The sequence below is a fragment of the Bacteroides sp. B1-V-101 genome, assembly GCF_023656585.1.
In the GTDB taxonomy this organism is placed as follows: domain Bacteria; phylum Bacteroidota; class Bacteroidia; order Bacteroidales; family Bacteroidaceae; genus Bacteroides; species Bacteroides thetaiotaomicron.
Window position 1 is genome coordinate 49,397 of record NZ_JAMOKH010000033.1, and the last position, 24,628, is coordinate 74,024.

A 24,628-nucleotide genomic window follows, 5' to 3' on the forward strand; every position below is an offset into this window, starting at 1 on the left:
CTAAATTGTGTTTTTAAAATCGTAGTACGCATTGCAGTCCCACTGACTTATTCTTGTAACTGTTGGAGCGGAACTGACTGTTATTGTCGATGACAGTTGGCTCCAGCTTCATACTCAAGTCAGGTGAAATATCGAAGTTCGATAATTCCGCATCGACATAGGCATCGATGATGGAGATAAGGTATACTCCGATAAATGCAAATATACTAAGGTCCCGAAAACGACGGAACGAGTCCTTTCTTCGTTTCAAGGTGTTTTTCAGTTGCTCTTCATTATACTGGGCGTTCGGTGGCAGCAAATCTTCATAGCTCTTGGTGTTTGGATTACTGTCCATGATGTCCAGATAGGCCTGTGAATAGTCTTTATACATTTTCCCGTTCCAGCTGAGGGCATACGCACATCCTGCAAACCCTCCATATATAATAGGTAGTTTCCAGTATTTACGGTTGTAAATCTGTCCTCCGCCGGGGAATACGACTGCAAGCCATGTCGCTTTGGTCGGGTTGGGAATGAACAGTTTCTTGTTGAGATCCTGCACAGGAGGTACTGTGTCGGTTTTCACAACAATAGGTGTCGGCTGTTCTATCTTCTTCAGTTCTTTTTTATTGGCTGCGTCAAGGCTGTCGGCTATCTGTATTTTGGCAGCAGACAGACTGTCGGTTGCTTGCAGGCGTTCCGGATGCAATATCTTGATTGAATCCTTTTTCAACGAATCCATCACCTGAGCAGGATCCCGGTGCCTTCGTGCACGTGCTTTCGGTGCTTCCCGGCTCTGAATAATACTGTCTTTTTGTACCGGAGTCACAGGTTCTTGTGCATACACATCAATCCCTGCCACCTGTGGAAAACAGAGAAGCAGGGTGATGATGAGTAACTGATATTTCTTACTTTTTCTTGTCATCTACTTTTTTAGCGTATCGAAGATTTCCATGATACGTTCCAGTTCCTCCTCGTTGCTGAAAGGAATACTGATTTTTCCTTTCCCCTTTTCGGAGCAAGTCAGTTGTACCTTGGTGTTGAAAAATCCCGTGAGTTGTTGCTTTAGTAAATTAAACTCTTCCGGTAGTTTACTGCGTTTTGGAGTGATTTTCCGTGTGCCGCTTTTCACAGCTTCTCCTTCGCTCAGCGATTTGACAATCTCTTCTACTTTGCGGACGGAGTATCCGTGTTCCTGTATCTCTTCGAATATTTTTACTTGAAGTTTGGGGTCGCCTAATGAAATCAATGCACGTGCATGTCCCATATCCAGCTGTTTGTTTTGTAGAGCCATCTGTATAGGAGCCGGCAGTTTCAGCAGACGCAGGTAGTTGGCGATAGTAGTCCGGTTCTTGCCGATACGTTCGCTCAGGCGTTCCTGTGTCAGTTCATACTGGTCCAGCAGATGTTGATAAGCCAATGCTATTTCTACCGCATTCAGGTCTTCACGCTGTATGTTTTCAATCAGCGCCATTTCCATCATGTTTTCGTCGTCGGCAGTGCGGATGTAGGCAGGGATGGTTTTCAGTCCTGCTTTTTGTGAAGCACGGTAACGACGCTCTCCCGCGATGATCTGATACTCATCGTCCGAGAGTTTGCGTAGAGTGATAGGCTGTATGATACCGATTTCCGCAATGGAATCAGCCAGTTCCTGTAATGCCGTTTGATCGAATTCGCGGCGTGGCTGATTGGGGTTGACGGTAATCTTCGCCAACTCTATTTCACTAATGGAAGAAGAACCTTCGGTTTTCACATCATCCATTGAGAGCAGGGCGTCAAGTCCGCGTCCTAATGCATTTCTTTTTTGTGTTGCCATATCTTCTTCGGTTATTTATTTCTGTTGATAATCTCTTTGGCAAGGGCGAGATGGTTTTTGGCACCGGTAGAGTCCGCATCATAAAGAATGGTCGGGATACCGTAGCTGGGAGCCTCGCTCAGTTTCACATTTCGCTGGATCACACTGTTGAAAACTAATTCCTGAAAGTGTCTTTTCACTTCGTCGTAAATCTGGTTTGCCTGACGCAGACGTGAGTCATACATCGTCAGCAGGAAACCTTCGATTTCCAGAGCGGGATTCAGTTTCGACTTGATGATTTTAATTGTATTCAGCAGTTTGCTGATGCCTTCGAGAGCAAAATACTCAGCTTGCACGGGGATGATCACGGAGTCGGCTGCCGTCAGGGCATTGATGGTGATCAGTCCGAGTGAAGGAGAACAATCTATCAGAATATAGTCATATTCTTTCTTCAAGGGTGTGAGCACTTCTTTCAGTATCTTTTCGCGGTTTGGGAGGTTCAGCATTTCAATCTCTGCTCCTACAAGATTGATGTGCGAAGAGATCACTTTCAAAGAGTCGATTTCTGTGTCAAGAATAGCGTCCTGTACATTGGCTCTGTCAATAATGCATTCATAGATAGTGCATTCCGACTGCTTGATGTCCACTCCCAAGCCGGAAGAGGCATTTGCTTGCGGGTCTGCATCTACCACGAGTACTTTCTTTTCAAGTGTAGCAAGTGACGCTGCGAGATTAATCGTAGTCGTGGTCTTTCCTACACCCCCTTTTTGATTGGCCAAAGCAATTATTTTTCCCATATACTCTAAATTTATTGGCAGCGAAATAAGTGATAATTCCTTAGAGCGCCTACGAAAAAAGAGAAACTTTGCATTTTCTGTTGATAAGTCACCGGTTTTGTTAATAACTGCCGGACGAAACAGTTCCGAAACCCGGTTGATTTTATCATCATACTTTCTCTGTTCGAGCTTGCAAATATACATATTTATATTGGATATCTATTTCTTTTTTTACTCGCTTGCAGAAGATTAAGATTTGTAAACGGGTGTATATTCGTCAGATAGCGATGTGATTAATGTGATATTCGGAGATAAGCGGTTGGCAGTACGGTTACTTTTTGCTACTTTTGTGCGAACATTAAAAAGGAAAGGATTGAATATATGGAAAGTAAGAAGCCGTTGATCCTCGTTTCGAATGACGATGGTGTTATGGCTAAAGGTATTAGTGAATTGGTGAAGTTCCTTCGTCCGTTGGGGGAAATTGTTGTAATGGCACCCGACTCTCCGCGCTCCGGCAGCGGCAGTGCATTGACGGTGACTCATCCGGTTCATTATCAACTGGTCAAAAGAGAAGTGGGACTGACTGTGTATAAATGTACAGGAACGCCGACCGATTGTATCAAGCTGGCATTGGGCTCAGTGCTCGACCGGAAGCCTGACCTGATCGTAGGCGGTATCAATCATGGAGATAATTCCGCTATTAACGTGCATTATTCGGGAACGATGGGAGTGGTGATTGAAGGCTGTCTGAAGGGAATTCCTTCGATTGGTTTTTCTCTGTGCAATCATCGGCCCGATGCTGATTTTGAACCTTCGGGTCCTTATATACGCAAGATAGCTGCCATGATATTGGAAAAAGGACTGCCCCCGTTGACTTGTCTTAATGTGAACTTTCCCGATACTCCCAACCTCAAAGGAGTGAAGGTTTGCGAACAGGCAAAGGGATGCTGGGTGAATGAATGGGTAACTTGCCCCCGTCTCGATGACCATAATTACTTTTGGCTGACCGGTTCATTCACCGATCATGAACTTGAAAACGAGAATAATGATCATTGGGCGCTGGAAAACGGATATGTGGCTATCACGCCAACGACAGTCGATATGACTGCTTATGGCTTTATAGATGAACTGAATGGCTATTGTCAGCAACTGGAATTCTGACATACGCATTGTGCTGATTTCAAATTTCAAAACTCCTAATTCAAAATTCCCATGAAGTACTATCTGATTGTCGGTGAAGCTTCCGGAGACTTGCATGCGTCCCATTTGATGACGGCCCTCAAGGCGGAAGATCCTCAGGCCGATTTCCGCTTTTTCGGCGGAGATCTGATGGCTGCCGTCGGAGGAACGATGGTGAAGCATTATAAAGAACTGGCGTATATGGGATTTATCCCTGTACTACTTCATTTGCGTACGATCTTTGCAAATATGAAACGTTGCAAGGAAGATATTGTGGCCTGGAATCCCGATGTGGTGATCTTGGTCGATTATCCCGGTTTCAATCTTAACATAGCTAAGTTTGTGCATTCCGAGACGCAGATTCCTGTCTTCTATTATATTTCTCCGAAGATATGGGCATGGAAAGAGTACCGCATAAAGAATATCAAACGTGATGTGGATGAACTTTTCTCCATTCTTCCTTTTGAAGTGGAGTTTTATACTTTGAAACACCGCTATCCTATACATTATGTAGGAAATCCTACGGTAGATGAAGTGACTGCCTATCAGAAAGCTCATCCCAAAAATCCGGAAGCATTCTTGGCGGATAATAACCTGGAGGATAAACCGATAATCGCACTATTGGCGGGAAGCCGGAAACAGGAGATCAAGGATAATCTGCCGGATATGCTGAAGGCGGCTTCTGCTTTTCCCGATTATCAACTGGTACTGGCCGGTGCTCCCGGCATCGCTCCGGAGTATTACAAGCAATATGTAGGGCAGGCTAAAGTGAAAATAATCTTTGCCCAGACCTATCGTTTGCTACAACATGCGGAGGTGGCTTTGGCCACTTCGGGTACGGCGACTCTTGAGACAGCCTTGTTCCGTGTTCCTCAGGTGGTTTGTTACTATACACCGATTGGAAAAGTGGTTTCGTTTTTGCGTCGTCATATATTGAAAGTGAAATTTATTTCACTGGTCAATCTGATTGCAGACCGTGAGGTCGTAAAGGAGTTGGTTGCAGATACAATGACAGTCGGAAATATGCAGAATGAACTAAAGAAACTGATTGAAGATCAGGAGTATAAGAATCGTATGCTTGCCGAATATGAGTATATGGCAGATCGGTTGGGACCTGCAGGTGCTCCCCAGCATGCCGCTCGCAAAATGCTTGAACTGTTGAAAAAATAACTTTCTTTTTCTGAATAAACGTAAAGCCGGTGCAGTAAATGCCCGGCTTTTTTATTTATATAGCAGAAGAATTAAAAAGAGAGGAACAAATATGAAAAAATTTAATTGGCTTTTAGTAATGTTATTGCTCGCATTGGTACCTGCGCTGCAATCATGTGACGACGATGGGTACTCAATTGGAGACATAGGATGGGATTGGGCTACAGTTCGTGCCACCGGTGGCGGTGGTTATTATCTGGAAGGTGATCGTTGGGGTATGATTGATCCGGTGGCCAGTTCTATTCCTTGGTACAAACCGGTAGACGGTGAACGAGTAGTTGCTTTTTTCAATCCTTTGGCTGATACGGATAAGGGTGCTCAGGTAAAGATTGAAGGAATTCAGGAAGTGTTGACAAAAGAGGTGGAAGATATGACGGCTGAAAATGAAGAGGAATTCGGTAATGATCCTATCGTGATTTATCAAGGAGATATGTGGCTGGGAGGAAAGTTTTTGAATATCATCTTCCATCAGTATTTGCCTCGTTCTGAAAAGCACCGCATCAGTCTTGTACAGAATAAGATAGAACCGGAAGCTCCGGAAACACCGGAAGCTTTGAATGTGGATGAAGATGGGTATATACATCTGGAATTACGTTACAATACGTATGATGATGTAACTGGATACCGGGGATGGGGACGAGTTTCTTATAATCTGGAAGAGTTCTATCCAACGGCAAAAGATGCAGCTGAAACAGAATTTAAAGGATTTAAGGTGACTATTAATTCAAAAGAAAATGGAGAAGGAAGAGTGATCGTTCTTGATTTGGATCATCCGGTAGGCGTTCCGGAAAAAGCGAAAGATGTGCATTCTACTTCTTTTGTTAAATAGCAAAACTTTTATAAATAACTAAACCTAAACCTTGACGAACACTGTGTGTGAAAAAAAAAGGTCGGAAGTGCTTCAAAGCGGCTTCCGACCTTTTATTTTATTTATTCTGTTATTAAAACCAAGTTAGTGCATACAGATAAAAGACTGCTGCCGGTATAGCCATCAAAGCACTGTCGAAACGGTCGAGCATCCCTCCGTGTCCCGGAAGAATGGTCCCTGAATCTTTAACGTGCAGCTGGCGTTTCAGTAATGATTCTGTCAGGTCGCCCCATGTTCCGAAAACGACAACGACTAAAGCGAGACCTGCCCATTCCCACATCGACATAATCGTGAAGTAATGTGCCAAGACAAAAGAAGCTCCGATAGCTACTACTCCGCCGCCGATGGAACCTTCCCATGATTTTTTAGGAGAGATACGTTCAAACAAGCGGTGTTTGCCAATTAATGAACCGACGCAATATGCACCTGTATCACTCAGCCAAAGGAATATAAAGATGGACAATGGCAGAATCGGATTGTAGCTTACGCTGCTATATTCCGGATCAGTATGAAACGCCAAGACATTAAGCAAGGCAAACGGCAGGCCTATATAAAGCTGGCTGAGCATGGAATATGCCCAGTTAAGCATTGAACTTGCCTTTTTCAGATACAATTCGCTGATCATCAAATAGAGCAGCAACAGCAAATAAGGAATGAAAATCTTGGAGTCGGCTGCGTCGATACAGAATCCCATCACTGCGAGGAACAGGTAAGCTCCTCCCAGCATGATAATGGTTTTGTTTACGTTGACTCCTTCTGCACGGCTGTTGATTAACTGTCCGAATTCATAGATCGTCAGTGCACTGATCGCCATGAACAGAATGCCGAAGCTGAAAGAATTATAGAGTATACATCCCACCAGAATGGCGACAAAGAGTATACCCGTAATGGCCCGTTTTATAAAATTACTAATCAAAATCTTCGTGTTTTAATTATTTAGATTCGGTAGTTTGTTCTTTCTCATTGGATTTTGCTTCTATAGTAACTTTTCCTTCTACGGTTACTTTTTTTCCTTCCGCAGTGATTTTCGTTTCTGTAGTTGCTTCTTCCTGAGCAGAATTTTTAGCTTCCTCTTCTTTGATTTCTTGTTCTTCTGCTTTCAGTTTCTCGGCAAGTTCTCTTTCCGCTCTGGCAGCATCCTGGCTTTCTTTGGCAGCCATGATTTCTTCCGAGCGGGATGCCCACGGGCGTTTACCGAAAATACGTTCAACGTCTTCGGCAAAGATCACTTCTTTGTCGATCAGTAACTGAGCCAGTTCATTGTGTCCTTCCATATGTTCGGACAAAATCTTCTTGGCACGTTCATATTGCTCGTTCACCATCCGTTTCACTTCTTCATCGATGAGTTCGGCTGTCTTTTCGCTATACGGGCGGTTGAAAGAATATTCCTCATTATTATAATAGCATAAGTTGGGTAGTTTGTCACTCATACCTAAATAAGCAATCATGCCGTATGCTTGTTTCGTAACTCTTTCGAGGTCGTTCATAGCACCGGTAGAGATGCGCCCGATAAACAGGTCTTCGGCTGCACGTCCTCCGAGGGTAGCGCACATTTCGTCAAGCATTTGCTCTTTGGTAGTGATCTGACGTTCTTCCGGCAGATACCAGGCAGCACCCAATGCACGTCCGCGGGGAACAATCGTTACCTTGATCAATGGATTTGCATATTCCAGCAACCACGAGATAGAGGCGTGTCCTGCTTCATGCAAGGCAATCGAGCGTCTTTCCGCTTCTGTGGTAATCTTGGTCTTCTTTTCCAGACCACCGATGATACGGTCTACCGCATCCAGAAAATCCTGCTTGCCTACAAATTTCTTTCCGTGACGGGCTGCGATCAAGGCAGCTTCATTGCAGACATTCGCAATGTCCGCACCGGAGAATCCCGGAGTCTGACGTGCTAGCAAATCTACATCTACTGTATCGTCTATCTTGATCGGACGCAGGTGTACGCCGAATACTTCTTTACGTTCGTTAAGGTCGGGCAGGTCTACGTGTATCTGACGGTCGAAACGTCCGGCACGAAGCAATGCCTTGTCAAGTACGTCCACACGGTTGGTAGCGGCAAGGATAATCACACCACTGTTGGAGCCGAAGCCGTCCATTTCAGTCAGCAACTGATTCAGGGTGTTTTCACGCTCATCATTTCCACCCATTGCAGGGTTTTTGCCACGAGCACGGCCTACCGCGTCAATTTCGTCGATAAAGACAATACAAGGAGCTTTTTCTTTAGCTTGCTTGAACAGGTCACGTACGCGGGAAGCACCTACACCGACAAACATTTCTACGAAGTCAGAACCTGCCAGTGAGAAGAACGGAACGTTTGCTTCACCGGCAACAGCCTTCGCAAGCAATGTCTTACCGGTTCCCGGAGGGCCTACGAGCAATGCGCCTTTGGGAATCTTACCTCCTAGGTCAGTATACTTCTGAGGTTCTTTCAGAAACTCTACGATTTCTTCTACCTCCTGTTTGGCTTCCGCCAGGCCGGCTACGTCCTTGAATGTAATCTTGATGGAGCCTCCCTTTTCGAAAAGCTGGGCTTTGGATTTTCCTACATTGAATACACCGCCGGCACCACCGCCGCCACCGCCGCTCATACGACGCATGAAGAATATCCACAGGGCGATTAATAAAACCAGCGGAAGAATATTAATCAGGATTGCCGGGAAAATATCCGAATCGGCAGGGTAATCTGCTATTCCGTCAAAATGACCGGCTGCTTTTTCGTCCTGCAGAAATTTATCCAGCCTGTCCTTAGAAGGAGGGTTACTGGTAATAATTGGGTTTCTTCCTACTTTGGTGGAGTCCGCACCGAATATTGCACCTACGGCATTCGGTTTGACATGAGCTTCGAGAGTTTTCTCAGAGCCCAGTACTTTGCTGATGTAGCCGTTAGTGACATACTTCTGGAAGTCGCTGTAAGGAACGACTTTACTTCCGCTTCCTCTTGAATCGCTGCTCCACCAAAGGCCGAGAAGCATGAGGGCAATAATCATATATAGCCAGTTCAGATTGAACTTGGGCATATTCACCTTATTATTAGGCTTATTGTTATTGTTGTTAGTATTATTGTTGTCCATAATTGTGGATTAGTCTAAATCGGGGATTTGAGTAAGTTTGGCGTCAGCCCACAGATGTTCAAGATTATAGAAGGATCTTACTTCCGGCAGAAAGACATGTACAAGTACATCGGAATAATCCATTGCCACCCATTCTGCATTTCGAAGTCCGTCGATTGCGGTCGGTTTGCTGTCTGCACCTTTACGGGCAAACTCCTTGACAGAGTCTACAATAGCATTTACCTGACTAGGGGAGTTCCCCTGGCATATAACGAAATATTTGCAGATGGTATCTTCTATACTGGTTAAATCAGCAATAATGATGTTTTTACCTTTTTTTTCCTGAATTCCCTCTTTAATTTTTTCAATTAATATTTTCGTATCGTTCATTCCTGTAATTGAAATTAATAATTCATGTTCTCTTTTGGTTTATAACAAAAAAGGATTACCCTTTGTTTCTGATTATAAACGTGATATTTTTGACAAATATACGGTGATTTATTGGATACAAGAAAGTTATGACTTAATTTTTGTGTTTTTTAGGGGAGATGCTTTTACTTGAAGGAGCAAAATGAGAGTTTTTGCAAAAAAAATAGCAGAAATGTTTGCAATTCCCAAATTATTTGTATCTTTGCACCCGCAAACGAAAATCATTGGGCTATGGTGTAATGGTAACACTACAGATTCTGGTCCTGTCATTCCTGGTTCGAATCCAGGTAGCCCAACAAGATCAACATCAATGATGAATACGAAAATCCCGCTAAAATGAAAGTTTTAGCGGGATTTTTGTTTTTTGCGGTATACTTTCATAGCTGGTAAGGCTCAAAAAAAGAGTCTTCCAAAATGAATGGAAAACTCTTTTTACATCAGCACCGTTTAGGTGATGTTTTTTGCATCTATGATGAGATACCTATTGTGCCTGTGTTATGACATTTGGCTGCTACCATCCCGGATTCTGAACAAGTTTGCTCGACTTCTGAATCTCGTTTAACGGGATAGGATAGAGGTACATGCGTCTTTCAAAAATACGGGTTTCAAATGCGGTACGCTCCATAAAGTCCTCCAGGTTATCAGCGTTCATATTCATGCCATGTACTGGTCCGCCTTGCTTATATCCTTCTTCATCGGCACACATCCAGCGACGGACGTCGAAATAGCGTTGCCCTTCGGCAAATAGTTCGATCCGGCGTTCTTTGCGTATGGCTTCTTCCTGCAAAGTTTGATTGCCTTTTATTTCAGGCTTGATGTCCTTCAATAAAGGGATACCTGCTCTGTAGCGGACGCTGTCGATGTGTGCAATGATACGCTCATCTGAAGGGTTTACATGATTCAATGCCTCGGCATATAGTAAATAGAAGTCGGCGAGACGGAACAGCATTCCTGCCCTGTACTTTGACTTGGCATTGCTTCCTTGGTTTAAAAGATCACGGTTCATTCCTTTATAAAGCAGATAGCCGGAGTAGCTCATATCCGCTTTGGAGTTATCGTCTCCACTGCCTTTATAGAAATAAATCTGTTTCGTTGTTTTTTGCCATGTCTTGCCGGAGTAAGTTATGTCCTGATAAAAACGTGGTTCTCGATTCTTATACATATTAGGAATGCCATCTTCACCAATGCCTTCTTCTGAATAAAGTCCTGACTCGTGAATACTCTTGCCGTCATTCATGAAGAAATCGTCAATAGCTTCCTGCAATACACCTACACAACCGAATCCGCTATATATGGCACGTGGAGTGCATCTGCGTTCTCTTCCTTCTCCACCTACATCGCCCCATGAATTCTTGCTGGTTTGCCAGATAGCTTCCGGGTTGTTCAAACTTACTTGAAAGAGTTGGTATAGAGATTCTTCTGCATTCAACTCTCCATCTTTATCTTTTTCTTTATAAAGGTGATAGTGAGTTTTTGCATAATCAATGAAGCGCTGCAACGCGTTTAAGGCAGTTTGCCATTTTTTGTCATCTTTCGCAGGAAACAGTTGTTTGTCCTGATTATCCCTCAATGCGATTGCTTCCGAATATCCTCCGTTAAGTAAGGGGCTTGCGGCATACACGTGGAGTTTTGCCAGAATAGCCAATGCTGCCCCTTTGGTAGGTGCTGCGCTTCGGTTCTCGTTTGGAGTTCCGTCATCGTTCACTTCCTTTTCAGGCAGCTCATTGTAGCATTCATTGAGTTCGGAATCGATGAATTGCACTACTTCGTCGACAGAGTTCCGGTAATAGTCCAGATCACTTGCGGACGGTTCCGATATTTCTGTCATAATGGGGATAGGGCCATACAATTCGAATAACAAGTAGTGATAGTAAGCACGTAGGAAACGGGCTTCGTTTTTCAATCTTGCCAATTCGTCTTCGTCAATGTAATCCGTCACGTCACCTTGCTGTGGGATCGTATGCGAGTATGCCAGAAATTCGTTTGCCTGACGGATTTGTTTGTAAAGACTCCAGCGCGATAAATCCGCCGATCCGGCATGGTAACCTACTGTCGGAATTGTCTTGACATTATTTTGTGCACTTTTTAACTCGTCGGAAACTGCCGGCCAAGGATTATCTAATCCTGTCAAACCTGCATAAGCGCTGGTTATAATAATGTTTGATACATCCGGAATTCCGGAATATATATATCGGTGGAAGCGACGGGCATAACCGGTATTATTGAATACTTCTTCCATGCTTAATTCTGCCGCCAGGTCGTCCGATACATCCAGATAATCGCTGCAACCCGAAAAGAATACCGTGCTTAGTCCTACGGCTACTATGATTGATAGTTTTTTCAATGTCTTCATATATATAATGTATTATATGTATTATTAGAAAGTAAAGTCAAGACCGAATGTGAAAGTCCGGCTCAGTGGATATGAGAAGCCGCCGTTGGTGTTTCCAAGTTCCGGGTCCCACATTTTGATATCATCCCATACACAAAGATTGTTTCCTTGCAGAAAAACACGCAAAGCTTGTATACCGATTTTTTTCAGTGTTTTCTCCTTGAAGTTGTAACCGACTTCAATATTTTTCAGTCGCAGGAAACTGGCATTGCGCAGCCACCAAGTGCTGGCAGCTGTATTGTTGTCATAATTGGTAGAGTGCATGCGGGGGAACATTACATTTTGGCTTGGGTTCTGTTCCGTCCATCTGTTGGCTACTTCTGATCGTACGGCAGACTCTTCGACTCCCCATTGGAACGGGAAAAATGCTCCGTTCGAGCTGGCTCCTAATACGGTCGATGTATTTCCTGAACCTTGGAAGAAGATACCGACATAGGCTCCTTTCCATTCGGCATTGAGGCCGAAGCCATAAACTATTTCCGGAACAGAAGGATTTCCTACATCTTCCATCTGGTCGTTGCTGTCGATCTTACCGTCTCCGTTCAGGTCTTTGTATTTGATATCTCCCGGACGTACTCCGCTTGACAAGCCGGATACAACTCCCGGTTTCAGTTCATACTGGCGGTTCAGACCTTCACCTGTTATGTTGAAGTCGTCGGCGGTATAAAGTCCGTCAGCAATGTATAGTTTCCATGAGTTGAGGCGAGTTCCTTTCTTTTCGAGCCACGGATAAACTTGTGGCACCTGATCATATTCGAGGATTTCGTTGCGTGCAAATGTAAAGTTGCCGCGTGCGCTCAGGTTTACTTCACCTACTTTATAATTGAGATTCAGACTTGCATCCACACCTTGGTTTTTCACGATACCGAAGTTTTGCCATGGCATTTGCTGGAAGCCTGTCACATTGGAAACGGTATTACGTTGCAATAGGATGTCCTTACGTTTGTTGTTGAAGTAGTCCACTTGCAGGTCAATGCGGTTGTCGAATAACCCCAAGTCGATACCGAAGTTGCGTTTGTCTTCGATTTCCCAGGAAAGAAACGGTGATTCGAACTGGGCTTCGGTAATTCCATTGCCTACTCCGCCTAATGCGCCGCTGTTGCTGAATCCGATATTATAGCCGCTATTATCCTGTTTCATGGTTCCACGATATAAGAAGCGGTTGCCGCCGGTATCGTCGTTACCGGTACGACCGATGGAGAATCTTAATTTCAATTTGCTTACTACCTTTTTCAAGGCTTCCGGATAATAATGTTCATTGCTGATATACCATGCCAAACCCACGGCGGGGAAGAAACCGAAGCGATAGCCTTTTGCAAAGGTTTCCGAACCGGTGTAGCCGAAGTTACCTTCTAAGAAATAGCGTCCGTCATATCCATAAGTTACACGACCTACCAAACCTTGCTTTCTATAAGGTAAAGCGTTATTGTGATACTGTGTTTCTTTTTGCATGTATAGGAACATGGCCCCTACATCGTGTTTCTCTGCAAATGTACGGTTGTAATTGAAGGCTGTTTCAAAGTAAATCTTTTTGTTTGAACTGTTACTCAGGTTTTCTGATAGTACATCGCTGCCTTCTACTACAGTCTTATATAACAGTTTGCCATTTTCGTCGCGTCCTGTGGCTAGATATTGTGTCGGTGTTTTGGTGCGTTTGGCGATATATGACATGTCTGCGTCAAAGCTGATAAGTCCTTTCCATGTCAATCCCTTGGTCAGGAAGTCCAGTTTTTGGTCTACTTCCACTTTTGATTGGATGGAAGTTCTCCATTCTTTGGCGTATCCTGAGTTAACAAGCTGGTTGTACGGGTTGGAACGGTTGCCTGACGGACGGGGATGTCCGGCCACAGTCCCGTCGGAATAAACTGCCGGCATGATATAAGACGGAGTACGGCACATGGTAGTAAAAATAGTGCTGGTTCCTGTTCCCGGATAGTTGGTTTGCAGATATTGTCCGCTGAGGTCTACTTTTACTGTTGTGGTTTTAGTTGCGTCAAAGTCAATGTTGCTGCGCAGATTGTAGCGCTTCAATCCGATATTGTTATCATAGTCATTGCCGAAATCCTTGAATATACCATTTTCCTGATAGAAGGCGCCGGATACGAAGTAACGGGCACGTTCAGTTCCTCCTCTTACGTTTAGGGTATACCGCATATTGTAGGTATGGTTTCTTAACATGGTACCCAACCAGTCGGTGTCTGGATATAAATCACGGTCGGCTCCGGGACCGTATTTGGCTATCTCTTCGTCTGTGCGTATGCTGGCGGTTCCTTCGTTGTTCAATGCTTCGTTGTATAGGTTCAACGTTTCTACTGAGTTCATGAAAGTCGGCAGGCGTGTTGGCTCGAGAATAGTTCCTTCAGCTCGGAAAGAGATTTTAGGTTTCTGTGAATTTCCTCGTTTGGAAGTAATCAAGATAACTCCGTTTGCGCCTTCGGCTCCGTAAACGGCCGTGGCGGCAGCATCTTTCAGTAAGGTAAATGATTCAATTTCATCTGCTTCAATATCCTGCATTTGCCGGGGGATACCGTCGACTAATACAAGCGGATGGGTACCTCCTTTGAAAGAACTTTGTCCCCGAATCCAAAAGTCGGCATTGTCGTATCCCGGTTCTCCGGAACGTTGTACTGCGATCAATCCCGGTACTTGCCCTGCCAGATTATTGGTCATATTACGGCTGGAAGAAACGGACAACTCTTTGGGGCCGATGGCGTTGATGGAACTCACTACGCTGTTCTTCTTTTGTTTTCCGTAGCCGATAACAACCACGTCCTCCAGCATCTCTGTGCTCGGAAGCATTTTGATTGCTAATACCTTTTCTCCTTTATAAGTGATTTTTTGCTGTTCGTAACCCACATAAGAGAAAAGAAGTATATTGCCTTTTTGGGCTTTGATGGTGAAATTACCATCTACGTCAGTGATGGCGCCGACTGTGGTTCCTTCGATTTTTATCTGCACTCCGATCATCGGCTGCCCGTTTTCATCGACTACGAGTCCTGTCGGACTTTGTCCTTGTGCATAAATTGTGTCTATTCCTGCAAATAAGGCAAACAGAATGAAACACATTACTTTTAATATCTTATTCATAAATGTTTCTTTTAAGTAAGAATTAGAAAATAATTAAGGTTACTTGTCCGTGCCGTATACATATATTTCTGCCAGATGTCCTACAGACGAACCACTGCCCAGAGTGGGGATGTAAAGACGTATCCAGCGTGCGTCACATGCTTTTACGGGGACCATTTGCTCTGTTTTTATGCTACCGTCAAAGAAGTATTTTCCAATCAGGTTCCATGTTTCACCGTCATCTCCTGCATAAATCTCAAGATTCATAGAAGTAAGTGCATTTTGTCTGGCGATGAGTCCTAATTGGCTGACACTGTTTTCTTTGCCCATGTCGAGTATTATTTCATATGGTGGAGCTACTTCGCCTCCCTGCCATTTACTATGCCAGAAAGTGTTTATCTCTCCGTCAATCAAAGATATCGTCTGACCGTTGTGGGGGTAAGCGGCTGAAACTTCGCCTGTCTTTTCTTCCGTGTTGGCAGTCACTGTCCAGTGGTCACGGTTAATAGGGCCGCCTTGTTTGATTACGAAATAGTTGGCTACCGTTTCCTTGTCTATGTTGATGCTGGCATCTCCTTGGCCGCTAAGTCCGCTGAGTGAAACCGGAAGAAGATAATTTCCGGGGGGAAGTGTTTCACCCAGCAGGCTAATAGCAGAGCCTCCCGTTGTCTTTCCCTTGGCGATAGTGACATCGGGAAGAGTGTAGAAGTCGGAAGGTAAAGGTATGTAATAGGTCGAATTTGCCGAATTGTAGTTGTCCACATAGTCCGCTCCTTTGGTTGCAAACGAGGTCGTCAGATCCCATTCGTTCTCAAAGCTTATCTCTGTGTCGAGATTCATTGGTGAAGTAGTCGTTCCTCCTTCAACGACGAAGTCTCCTCCGGTAGATACAAGTCTGACGATGGCTTCTTTAACGATAAATCCGTAAAGCGTTGCCGTCCGGTCGGAGTTCATAGGAGTCTCTGTAGAGGATACCCGTAATGGAAGAACGTATTTAAGTTCATCAAAGCCGCACAGGTTGTAGATTTTGTGAGGATCATACACCAGACTGCCTCCTGTTACACGCCTGTCTCCGCCAGGAGAGACGGAATAGGTTGCATTTTCAATCGTATAGCATTCGGGAGGTAGTAATTGATAGGAAGTGCCGTCCGCATTATTCAGAGAATCCAACAGGGATTGTTCTACTGAAAAAGTAACTGTTCCTCCGGTATCTTCTAATCCTGCCTTGGCAATGGATAAATCAATCTTGTTGAGAGGGCCTAAATCATAAACTTCAATGGTGGAGAATCCACTTTGTGATGCTGAGAACATTCCCTTAGAACGTTCGTTATCAACATCTTCTACGCAGCTGGTAATGCATAAGAATGCCAGCAAGCATGGTGTTAATTCAAAGCATTTTTTCATAAATTAATATTAGTTTTATTAAAGGTAAAAAGGGTAAAAACAAGTTGAAGTACTTGTGGGTACTCTTGGATTTGGAATACTTATTTCTTTCTCATAGGCATTAAAATTAGAAGTTAAAACTTTTATTTGCGTGCTGAACTATGCTGATTTAAAGTCAAAAAAATAATAGGTTCTATGTCTTAGTTCTGGTAGAACTATAATATAGTAGATGATAAGAGAGAATAAAATATATATTGTTGATATTCAATGGATAATGTTGGGATTTGTAAAGGCGTAATAAGGAAATTACGACTCAGTTTCTACCCGTTGATTGATTAAATGAGAATTAGTAAGAAACTTATTTGTAATTTTAATCTGAAATATTATTGCTAAATAGTATGGCTTTTTCGAACTAATTAGTATATTTGCGCACGAATCGTTGATTTTTAGCAAAAAAGATGGTAAATCTATTGCTTAGCTAGATACGTTAATGTAGATACGAGCGGATTAACAGACTGTTTTTTTATGCTAAGTTCTACCAGAACTTAGTTGAATTGTTCCTCTATTCCTTTTAATTGGTTGAATGCTTCGGTCAGACGGGCGAAAAACTCACTTTTTAAATATAAAGCATTTTGGCAGTCGTTTAATTACGGGTGTAAGGGAGAAAATATTTAGTTGCTATTTGGATAGTACACAGCGTGATAAAGGTTGCTATATTCTCAAAGAGTTCTCATGCCTTTGAGAAAAAATTCTCACCACACTGAGAAAAAATTCTCAATGCACTGAGAAAATTTTCTCAAAGGCATGAGTATTTTTTCTCAGTGCAGTGAGAATATAATGAAAGCTTCAATAAAAAAGCCAACTAAATCCCTAATGGGTTAGTTGGCTTTTATATGAGAGGATTTTATCCTTTGTTTCGGGAAAATTTATTCTTCCGCTTTCAATGATTCGTCGATAACCTTGATTTTCTGTAATACCAATTCAAGGTCAGCTTTCAGTTTATCCACTTTTCGATTCAGTTCAGTCAGCAGGCTGCTACCTTTCTTGGAAGAAGAAGTAAGGAATCCCAAGTTATTCTCATAAGTCTGAAGTTCATTCTTCATATTCTCATAAATACGTACCAGTTTTTCCCGTTCTCTATATAAAGACTGAGAGCCTCCTCCTTGGATATTGCTGATGTTTGAACGGAAATTGCTTAATTTCTTGTTGGATGCACTGATGTTGAAACGGTCAAACAGTTGATCGATCAAGCCATGATATTGCTTATACAATTTATCTTTCTCCTTGAACGGAACATGACCGATGGAATTCCATTCCTTCATCAGTTCGCGTACCAAAGTGCTGGCTTCGTCAGTATCCATGTTTTCATCGATTGAAGCTAATTTTTCAATCAACGCTTTCTTCTTCTCCATGTTCTCTACTTCTACAGAGCGTTGTGAAGAAGTAGCCTTGTTCTTCTGGTCGAAGAAATAGTCACAAGCAGTGATGAAACGTTTCCATACGGCATCCGAGTATTTCTTGGCTACCGGACCGATTGTTTTCCACTCTTTCTGCAATTTGGTCAGCGCATCAGCGGTTGCTTTCCAGTCAGTGCTGTCCTTCAGTGCTTCTGCCTTTTCGCAAAGTGCTTTCTTCTTTTCCAGATTCTCGTTCATTCCCTCTTTCAGAGCCTTGAAGAATTCTCCTTTCTTTTTGAAGAAGTCATCGCAGGCATGACGGAAGCGTTCGAATATCTTCACGTTCATCTTTTGGGGAGCGAATCCGATTGTCTTCCATTTGTTTTGTAGAGCAATCACTTCCTGTGTCTTGTTTTCCCAAGCCGAGAATGTTTTCAGTTCATCATACTCGATTGCTTCTACAATTTCGCAAATGACAGTTTTTTGATCCAGATTGTGCTGTTCCGATTCTTTCAGCGCTTCGAAATGTTGCTGGTGACGGCGGTTTACAGCCGTAGAAGCAGCCTTGAAGCGGTTCCAGATTTCGTCACGCAATTCTTTAGCCACCGGACCCGTATCACGGAATTCCTGATGCAGCTTCTGAAGCTGGTGGAAAGCGGAAACTACATCTTCTTCGTCAGCCAGCTTTTCGGCTGCCTCGCAAAGATGAGTCTTGATCTCCAGATTCTTCTTGAAGTCGTATTCACGAAATTCGTTGTTCAGTTTCAGCAGATCGTAGAATTTCTCTACGTACAGTTGGTAATTCTTCCAAAGTTCATTCACCTTGCCTTGCGGAACCAGTTTGGTTTCGTTCCATTGCTGTTGCAGCTTTTTGAACTCCGTATAAGATTTATTGGCATCATCACCCGATTCTACCAGTTCTTTAAGTTCTTCGATAATGGAAAGCTTGACTTGCAGATTTTCTTCTTTCTGACGTTCCTGTTCGGCTACAAGTTGACTTCTTTTCTCTTTGATCGATCCCATGAGGCGTTTGAATTCCTCTTCTGTCGGATCATCCTTCGGAGTGAAGTCTTCGGCAACGCCTCCGTTGTCGATAAATTGCTTTTTAGCAGCTTCTAACTCGGCGTTGTGTAACTTGTAGAATGATTGTTTTAGATTGTCAATTTCCTGCTTGTTTGCGTTTTCCGAGTCTTGCGCAAGCTCTTTCAATCGGTTCAGTACGTCTTCCTTTGTGGCAGGTTTAGGTGCTGCTTCAGTCTGAACTTCGGCAGTAACTTCTTCAGTAACTTTTTCGGTACCTTCTTCAGTCGGAGTCTCTGTAATGGCTTCAGAAACCTCAACTGTTTTCTTTTCTTCTTCTAACTCCCCTTGGTTCAAGGGAAGATTAGTGTCATGAGCGTCCATCATTGTATATTAGTTTTGGGTCACAAAATAATGAAATAAAACGATTACTTCATACTCTTTTGCTTATTTTTTTTTGATTATCGTGTTTTTATGATAATAAAACAGTAATTCCCATGTACAGCATCATGCCGATTATGTCATTTGTGATGGCTATAAACGGACCTGTTGCGATGGCGGGATCTATTTTTAGTTTCTCCAGTGTCATCGGGACCAGTGTGCCGAAGATGGAGGCGAACATCACAACGGCAAACAGGCTGATGGATACGGAATAAGTAACCGTGGCCGTCGCACCGAACCGGATAAAGTTGTAAGTATATACCAGCAGGGAGATGATGGTAGCATTGATCAAGGCTACTACCGCTTCCTTGGTCACTTGCTTGAAAGTGTTTTTGGCGTCCAGCGAACTGTTGGCAAGCCCTTGTACGATGATAGCGGAAGACTGTGTACCGACGTTTCCTCCTGTACCACCGATCAGCGGGATATATAATGCCATTTCGGGGTGGGCGGCGAAGGTTGCGTCGAAATTTCCCAATATCATGGAGTTGCCGATTCCTCCGATCATGCCGATCAGCAGCCACGGCAGTCGGGCTGTGGTCTGTCTTAGTACGTTGTCGTCGGTTTCTACGTCCTGCGAAAGACCGGATGCTAACTGGTAATCACGTTCCGACTGTTCACGAACTTCGTCCATGACGTCGTCGACGGTAATCTGTCCTATCAGTCGGCCGATGCTATCCACCACGGGGATGGCAACAAGGTCATACTTTTCGATGGTTTGCGCCACTTCGTCGATGGAAGTGTCTACGTGTACCGAGATCGGGTCTTTCTGCATCACGTGTTTCACTTTGGAGACAGAAGGGGAGGTGATCATCTTCTTGAGCGGGAAGATTCCCCTCAGGCGTTCATCGTCGTCAATGACATATACATAATATATTTCGTCCAGTTCTTCGGCTTGCTGGCGCATTTCCTTCAGACACTCGGGCATACTCCAGTTCTCGTTCACGACTACCATTTCGGTGCCCATCAGACCACCGGCGGTGTTTTCGTCGTATTTCAAGAGGTCTACGATGTCTCCCGCCTGTTCGATGTCTTCGATGTGCGAAAGAATTTCTTCCTGCTTGTCTTCGTCGAGGTCACGCATCAGGTCTACGGCATCATCCGTGTCCATGTAGTCCACAAAGCGCTTGGCGATTGTTTCCGAAGGGATCATTTCGAGGAACTCTTTACGAACGTCCTCATCCATTTCGACGAGTACGTCGGCCGCGGTTTCATTGTTGAGCAGGCGGTAGACAAACCGGGCTTCTTCCGGGTTCAGGTCATCACACAGTTCAGCGATGTCGGCGGGATGAAGGTCGACAAGAAGCTCTTTAACCTTATCGGCATCTTTTTGCTCGATAAGGTGTTTTACGTTGTCAATGTATTCCTCGTTCATCTTTTTGTTTACGATTAAACGTTTTACAAATTACGGTTTTCGCTCACTATCGGTCAGTTACCGGATGGGGTGGCTGTTTTCAGCGCTTCTTCCACCTGGTTGGTCAGACTGATGAATTCTTCTACCGACAGTTGTTCCGGGCGCTTGTTGAATAATGCATCCTCTGTCAGCGGGCAGTCTTTGCCTAAAATCGGTTTGATAGAGTTGCGCAATGTTTTACGCCGTTGGTTGAAGGTGGTCTTCACTACTTGCTTGAACAGTTTTTCGTCGCATCCCAGGTCTTGGGTATCATTGCGGGTCATGCGGATGACGGCACTTTTCACTTTGGGGGGCGGGTTGAAAACATGTTCGCTGACGGTAAAGAGATATTCTACTTTATACCATGCCTGTATCAGTACGCTCAGGATGCCGTAGGTTTTGCTGCCCGGTCCGGCGGCGATACGTTCGGCTACTTCTTTCTGTATCATTCCGGTACAGCAGGGGATGATGTCCTTGTTTTCCAGCATCTTGAAAAATATCTGGCTGGAGATGTTGTACGGGTAATTACCGGTCAGTACGAAAGGCTTTCCGTCGAACAGCCGGTGAAGGTTCATTTTCAGAAAATCGTCTTCGATAATGTGATCTTCCAGTGACGGATAGGCTTCACGGAGATAGGCAACCGATTCATAGTCCACTTCAACGACTTTTACCAATCGGTCTTTTTTTACCAGAAACTGGGTCAATACTCCCATACCCGGTCCTACCTCCAATACAGGCAGTTCGGGGAAGGTGTCGACTGTATCGGCAATATCCTGCGCTACTTTCAGATCTTTCAGAAAGTGCTGTCCGAGAAACTTTTTAGGCTTTACTAATTTCATTTACCAACTAAATAATTACTTTTGCAGCCGACAAAGGTAATTCTTTTAAATGAAGAATGAAGAATTAAGGATGAAGAAACTACTAAAAAAGACGCTGAAGCTGATATTACCGATTGTTTTAGGCGGCTTTATTCTATACTGGGTTTATCGCGACTTTGATTTCAGCAGGGTCGGCGAGGTATTACGGCATGGCACGAACTGGTGGTGGATGCTTTTTTCGCTCTTGTTCGGGGTGCTTGCTCAGGTATTTCGCGGGTGGCGGTGGCGGCAGACGCTGGAGCCGCTGGATGCTTTCCCAAAAAGAAGTGACTGTGTGAATGCCATCTTTATTTCTTATGCCGCCAGTCTGGTCGTTCCCCGGATAGGAGAAGTGAGCCGTTGCGGAGTGTTGGCGAAGTACGATAATGTTTCCTTTGCCAAATCGCTGGGGACAGTGGTGACGGAGCGGCTGGTAGATACATTGACCATTCTTCTGATTACCGGTATTACCGTATTGCTGCAAATGCCTGTGTTTGTCACTTTCCTCGAAAATACAGGAACCAAGATACCTTCTTTTACCTACCTCTTGACTTCGGTATGGTTTTATATCGTCTTGTTTTGTTTTATCGGGGTGGTGGTACTTCTTTATTATTTAAGGAAGACGCTGTTTTTCTATGAACGGGTGAAAGGCTTTGTGCTGAATATTTGGGAAGGAATCATGTCTTTGAAAGGAGTACGCAATATTCCTTTGTTCATATTTTATACATTGGCCATCTGGGCTTGTTATTTTTTTCATTTCTATTTTACGTTCTATTGCTTTGCATTCACTGCTCATTTGGGTATCCTTGCGGCACTGGTGATGTTTGTAGGTGGTACGTTTGCTGTTATTGTGCCGACTCCCAACGGGGCGGGACCGTGGCATTTTGCTATCATGGAGATGATGATGCTTTACGGAGTAAATGTGACGGATGCCGGAATATTTGCTCTAATTGTGCACGGTATTCAAACTTTTTTGGTAGTTTTGTTGGGTGTATATGGTTTGGCGGCTTTGCCGTTTACCAATAGACAGCGAAAGTAATCACTTAATAAAAATAGATTTGTTATGAGTACTATTCTTTCTTTAGCTCCACAGAATGTGTGGAAGCATTTTTATTCGTTGACTCAGATTCCCCGTCCGTCCGGACACATGGAGAAAGTGACTGAATTTCTGATTAACTTCGGAAAAGGCCTGGGACTGGAATCTTTCGTAGACGAAGCGGGTAATGTGATTATCCGTAAACCGGCAACTCCGGGCATGGAAAACCGGAAAGGTGTAATTCTTCAGGCACACATGGATATGGTTCCTCAGAAGAATAATGATACGGTTCATGATTTTGAAAAAGATCCTATCGAAACTTATATAGACGGTGACTGGGTAAAAGCCAAAGGTACTACGCTGGGCGCTGATAACGGACTGGGTGTAGCTGCTATCATGGCTGTACTGGAAGCAAAGGATTTGAAACACGGTCCGCTGGAAGCATTGATCACTAAAGATGAAGAAACCGGTATGTACGGTGCGTTCGGCTTGAAACCGGGTACGGTAAACGGAGAAATCCTGCTGAATCTAGACTCTGAGGACGAAGGCGAACTGTATATCGGTTGTGCCGGCGGTATGGATGTAACTGCTACGCTGGAATACAAGGAAGTAGCTCCCGAAGAAGGCGACGTCGCTGTTAAAGTAAGCCTGAAAGGTTTGCGTGGCGGACACTCCGGATTGGAAATCAATGAAGGACGCGCCAATGCCAATAAGCTGTTGGTACGTTTCGTACGTGAAGCGGTTGCCAGCTATGAAGCCCGCCTGGTAAGCTGGAACGGTGGTAATATGCGCAATGCGATTCCTCGTGAGGCATGTGCGGTACTTGCCATTCCTGCTGAAAATGAAGAGGAGCTGCTGGGCTTGGTGAAATATTGCGAAGACTTGTTCAATGAAGAGTTCTCTGCAATCGAAACTCCGATCAGCTTTACGGCAGAACGTGTGGAACTGCCTGCCGGCGAAGTGCCCGAAGAAATTCAGGATAATCTGATTGATGCCATCTTTGCTTGTCAGAATGGTGTGACCCGTATGATTCCGACCGTTCCCGATACGGTGGAAACATCTTCTAATCTGGCTATCATTACGATTGGCGGCGGTAAGGCTGAGATTAAGATTCTGGCCCGTAGCTCCAGCGATAGCATGAAAGAGTATTTGACTACCAGTCTTGAGTCTTGCTTCTCTATGGCAGGTATGAAGGTGGAAATGACTGGCGGCTATTCAGGATGGCAGCCGAACGTTGAATCACCTATTTTGCATGCGATGAAGGAATCTTATAAACAGCAGTTTGGAGTAGAACCCGCTGTGAAAGTAATCCATGCAGGTTTGGAATGCGGTATTATCGGTGCTATCATTCCGGGGCTGGATATGATTTCGTTTGGTCCTACATTGCGCTCACCGCACTCACCGGATGAAAGAGCTTTGATTCCTACCGTACAGAAGTTCTATGACTTCCTGGTGGCTACCTTAGCACAGACTCCGACGAAATAAGATTTCTTTTCCTATTATATATAGGTATAATACAGTAAAAAGGCACGGAAGACATCTTCCGTGCCTTTTTGTCATATTTACTGCCATCGATATTATAATTCTGTCTTATAACAAATAAATTAATTGATGCAAATCAATTAATATGCTATAAAACATAAATTTCTCTCCTTTTTCGGTATAACCTATAAACAAAGGCTCTATTTTTGTGTTATAAAACATGTAATTAGGAGGATAACAAAATGAAAAAGTTAGAAAGATTGTTTAGAAAGATCGGCAATGCCGATGTACATGTTTGGGGATACTCAACACTTGGCATACTCCCCAAAGAGAAGATTTAAGTTTTTTAGTTTTCAGGTATTAGTAATTTTAAAGGTTTAAAGATTATGGCAAAGAAAATGAGTTCATTAATTAGAAAAATCCTCAGTGAAGTAGGTCGCAACGAAATGCTTTCATGGGGGTACAGAATTGAGAAATGAGATTCAGTACATTAACTAAGCTTGAGTGGGGATGCGTTATTGAAAACGTTATCCCCACTTTTTAGTTCGCCCAGCACGAACATATTCTAACGGGTGTAAGTCCCTAAAGCGCCCTGACAACGGGAAGTATATAGCCAACGGCAAGGGTGTCCATCGTGAGGTGGAATCTGAAGGAAGCCTGCGGCAAATATCTGGTCTGACGTACAGAAACTTGATATTAAGGCTTAAGGATGTGGATAAGTTTGCTAAACAAAACGAAGTCCTATAGTTGTCTGGAACATCCAAAGTAAATCAAGCAGACATAAGATGGAAAGAATATGTCCATAACTGGGGAGGTCTCACGGGCGAGGAAAAATAAATAAATACAGTCAAGCAGTAATAACGAACCGTGAGAAGT

At 43.9% G+C, this 24,628-nt stretch carries 17 protein-coding genes and 1 tRNA gene; 6 read left to right on the forward strand and 12 right to left on the reverse strand.

Annotation, left to right across the window (positions count from 1 at the left end; translation table 11 throughout):
* Window positions 1-13: 13 nt before the first annotated feature.
* The 3 genes from NBH01_RS19945 to NBH01_RS19955 are packed head-to-tail and all read right to left on the reverse strand — an operon-like array spanning window position 14 to window position 2,568.
* Complete coding sequence (locus NBH01_RS19945) at window positions 14-901, reverse strand: DUF5683 domain-containing protein (RefSeq protein WP_225679778.1); 888 nt, start codon at window positions 899-901, stop codon at window positions 14-16.
* Entirely contained in the window at window positions 902-1,792 is an 891-nt protein-coding gene (locus NBH01_RS19950) for a ParB/RepB/Spo0J family partition protein (RefSeq protein ID WP_008760916.1), read from the reverse strand.
* Between the two features lie 11 nt (window positions 1,793-1,803).
* Window positions 1,804-2,568, reverse strand: a complete 765-nt coding sequence (locus NBH01_RS19955; protein WP_016269488.1) for a ParA family protein — start codon at window positions 2,566-2,568, stop codon at window positions 1,804-1,806.
* A 360-nt stretch (window positions 2,569-2,928) separates the two neighbouring features.
* On the opposite strand from NBH01_RS19955, the gene surE reads away from it, so the two are divergent.
* The 3 genes from surE (at window position 2,929) to NBH01_RS19970 (ending at window position 5,764) form a co-directional block, all read left to right on the forward strand.
* Complete coding sequence (surE, locus tag NBH01_RS19960; protein WP_008764237.1) at window positions 2,929-3,708, forward strand: 5'/3'-nucleotidase SurE; 780 nt, start codon at window positions 2,929-2,931, stop codon at window positions 3,706-3,708.
* Window positions 3,709-3,759: 51 nt separating this feature from the next.
* Window positions 3,760-4,896: a lipid-A-disaccharide synthase gene (gene lpxB / locus NBH01_RS19965; RefSeq protein ID WP_008764238.1), complete on the forward strand. Its 1,137-nt coding sequence runs from the start codon at window positions 3,760-3,762 to the stop codon at window positions 4,894-4,896.
* 91 nt (window positions 4,897-4,987) lie between these two features.
* A complete protein-coding gene (locus tag NBH01_RS19970) occupies window positions 4,988-5,764 on the forward strand; it encodes a NigD1/NigD2 family lipoprotein (RefSeq protein WP_008764239.1) in 777 nt (258 codons plus the stop codon).
* A gap of 112 nt (window positions 5,765-5,876) precedes the next feature.
* Here the strand turns inward: NBH01_RS19970 and NBH01_RS19975 are convergent, their stop codons facing one another.
* From NBH01_RS19975 to rsfS, 3 genes are read right to left on the reverse strand one after another with little or no spacing between them, the layout of a single operon-like run.
* Window positions 5,877-6,719, reverse strand: a complete 843-nt coding sequence (locus tag NBH01_RS19975) for a phosphatidate cytidylyltransferase (RefSeq protein WP_008764240.1) — start codon at window positions 6,717-6,719, stop codon at window positions 5,877-5,879.
* Window positions 6,720-6,735: 16 nt separating this feature from the next.
* Entirely contained in the window at window positions 6,736-8,880 is a 2,145-nt protein-coding gene (gene ftsH / locus NBH01_RS19980; protein ID WP_062695721.1) for an ATP-dependent zinc metalloprotease FtsH, read from the reverse strand.
* A gap of 9 nt (window positions 8,881-8,889) precedes the next feature.
* Window positions 8,890-9,249: a ribosome silencing factor gene (rsfS, locus tag NBH01_RS19985; protein ID WP_008764242.1), complete on the reverse strand. Its 360-nt coding sequence runs from the start codon at window positions 9,247-9,249 to the stop codon at window positions 8,890-8,892.
* A 264-nt stretch (window positions 9,250-9,513) separates the two neighbouring features.
* On the opposite strand from rsfS, the gene NBH01_RS19990 reads away from it, so the two are divergent.
* Window positions 9,514-9,584 (forward strand) — tRNA-Gln (locus NBH01_RS19990).
* Window positions 9,585-9,799: 215 nt separating this feature from the next.
* Here NBH01_RS19990 and NBH01_RS19995 read toward each other — a convergent pair.
* The 6 genes from NBH01_RS19995 to rsmA all read right to left on the reverse strand — a co-directional run bounded on the left by NBH01_RS19995 (window position 9,800) and on the right by rsmA (window position 21,216).
* Complete coding sequence (locus tag NBH01_RS19995; protein WP_055216524.1) at window positions 9,800-11,641, reverse strand: RagB/SusD family nutrient uptake outer membrane protein; 1,842 nt, start codon at window positions 11,639-11,641, stop codon at window positions 9,800-9,802.
* 24 nt (window positions 11,642-11,665) lie between these two features.
* Window positions 11,666-14,767 carry a SusC/RagA family TonB-linked outer membrane protein gene (locus tag NBH01_RS20000; RefSeq protein WP_225679780.1) on the reverse strand — a complete coding sequence of 1,034 codons (3,102 nt, stop codon included), beginning with the start codon at window positions 14,765-14,767 and terminating at the stop codon, window positions 11,666-11,668.
* 39 nt (window positions 14,768-14,806) lie between these two features.
* Entirely contained in the window at window positions 14,807-16,150 is a 1,344-nt protein-coding gene (locus NBH01_RS20005; protein WP_225679782.1) for a BT_3987 domain-containing protein, read from the reverse strand.
* 905 nt (window positions 16,151-17,055) lie between these two features.
* The gene (locus NBH01_RS20010) at window positions 17,056-18,933 is read right to left on the reverse strand and encodes a DUF349 domain-containing protein (protein ID WP_225680825.1); all 1,878 of its coding nucleotides are present in this window, start codon (window positions 18,931-18,933) and stop codon (window positions 17,056-17,058) included.
* An 85-nt stretch (window positions 18,934-19,018) separates the two neighbouring features.
* Window positions 19,019-20,359 (reverse strand): magnesium transporter, encoded by a 1,341-nt coding sequence (gene mgtE / locus NBH01_RS20015; protein ID WP_008760927.1) that lies wholly within the window; start codon window positions 20,357-20,359, stop codon window positions 19,019-19,021.
* Between the two features lie 53 nt (window positions 20,360-20,412).
* Window positions 20,413-21,216, reverse strand: a complete 804-nt coding sequence (gene rsmA / locus NBH01_RS20020; RefSeq protein ID WP_195380883.1) for a 16S rRNA (adenine(1518)-N(6)/adenine(1519)-N(6))-dimethyltransferase RsmA — start codon at window positions 21,214-21,216, stop codon at window positions 20,413-20,415.
* A 70-nt stretch (window positions 21,217-21,286) separates the two neighbouring features.
* On the opposite strand from rsmA, the gene NBH01_RS20025 reads away from it, so the two are divergent.
* Together NBH01_RS20025 and NBH01_RS20030 are read left to right on the forward strand one after the other, a co-directional pair.
* Window positions 21,287-22,273 (forward strand): lysylphosphatidylglycerol synthase transmembrane domain-containing protein, encoded by a 987-nt coding sequence (locus NBH01_RS20025; protein ID WP_113748822.1) that lies wholly within the window; start codon window positions 21,287-21,289, stop codon window positions 22,271-22,273.
* Window positions 22,274-22,297: 24 nt separating this feature from the next.
* A complete protein-coding gene (locus NBH01_RS20030; protein WP_113748821.1) occupies window positions 22,298-23,755 on the forward strand; it encodes an aminoacyl-histidine dipeptidase in 1,458 nt (485 codons plus the stop codon).
* Window positions 23,756-24,628 lie beyond the last annotated feature (873 nt).

What these genes read in the sequence shown, in the direction of transcription:
- NBH01_RS19970 (WP_008764239.1), top strand. Translation starts at nt 4,988, where the DNA reads ATGAAAAAATTTAATTGGCTTTTAGTAATGTTATTGCTCGCATTGGTA.
- NBH01_RS20025 (WP_113748822.1), top strand. Translation starts at nt 21,287, where the DNA reads ATGAAGAAACTACTAAAAAAGACGCTGAAGCTGATATTACCGATTGTT.
- mgtE (WP_008760927.1), bottom strand. Translation starts at nt 20,359, where the DNA reads ATGAACGAGGAATACATTGACAACGTAAAACACCTTATCGAGCAAAAA.
- NBH01_RS19950 (WP_008760916.1), bottom strand. Translation starts at nt 1,792, where the DNA reads ATGGCAACACAAAAAAGAAATGCATTAGGACGCGGACTTGACGCCCTG.
- NBH01_RS20005 (WP_225679782.1), bottom strand. Translation starts at nt 16,150, where the DNA reads ATGAAAAAATGCTTTGAATTAACACCATGCTTGCTGGCATTCTTATGC.
- NBH01_RS20010 (WP_225680825.1), bottom strand. Translation starts at nt 18,933, where the DNA reads ATGATGGACGCTCATGACACTAATCTTCCCTTGAACCAAGGGGAGTTA.
- rsfS (WP_008764242.1), bottom strand. Translation starts at nt 9,249, where the DNA reads ATGAACGATACGAAAATATTAATTGAAAAAATTAAAGAGGGAATTCAG.
- rsmA (WP_195380883.1), bottom strand. Translation starts at nt 21,216, where the DNA reads ATGAAATTAGTAAAGCCTAAAAAGTTTCTCGGACAGCACTTTCTGAAA.
- ftsH (WP_062695721.1), bottom strand. Translation starts at nt 8,880, where the DNA reads ATGGACAACAATAATACTAACAACAATAACAATAAGCCTAATAATAAG.
- lpxB (WP_008764238.1), top strand. Translation starts at nt 3,760, where the DNA reads ATGAAGTACTATCTGATTGTCGGTGAAGCTTCCGGAGACTTGCATGCG.
- NBH01_RS19955 (WP_016269488.1), bottom strand. Translation starts at nt 2,568, where the DNA reads ATGGGAAAAATAATTGCTTTGGCCAATCAAAAAGGGGGTGTAGGAAAG.
- NBH01_RS20000 (WP_225679780.1), bottom strand. Translation starts at nt 14,767, where the DNA reads ATGAATAAGATATTAAAAGTAATGTGTTTCATTCTGTTTGCCTTATTT.
- NBH01_RS19945 (WP_225679778.1), bottom strand. Translation starts at nt 901, where the DNA reads ATGACAAGAAAAAGTAAGAAATATCAGTTACTCATCATCACCCTGCTT.
- surE (WP_008764237.1), top strand. Translation starts at nt 2,929, where the DNA reads ATGGAAAGTAAGAAGCCGTTGATCCTCGTTTCGAATGACGATGGTGTT.
- NBH01_RS19995 (WP_055216524.1), bottom strand. Translation starts at nt 11,641, where the DNA reads ATGAAGACATTGAAAAAACTATCAATCATAGTAGCCGTAGGACTAAGC.
- NBH01_RS20030 (WP_113748821.1), top strand. Translation starts at nt 22,298, where the DNA reads ATGAGTACTATTCTTTCTTTAGCTCCACAGAATGTGTGGAAGCATTTT.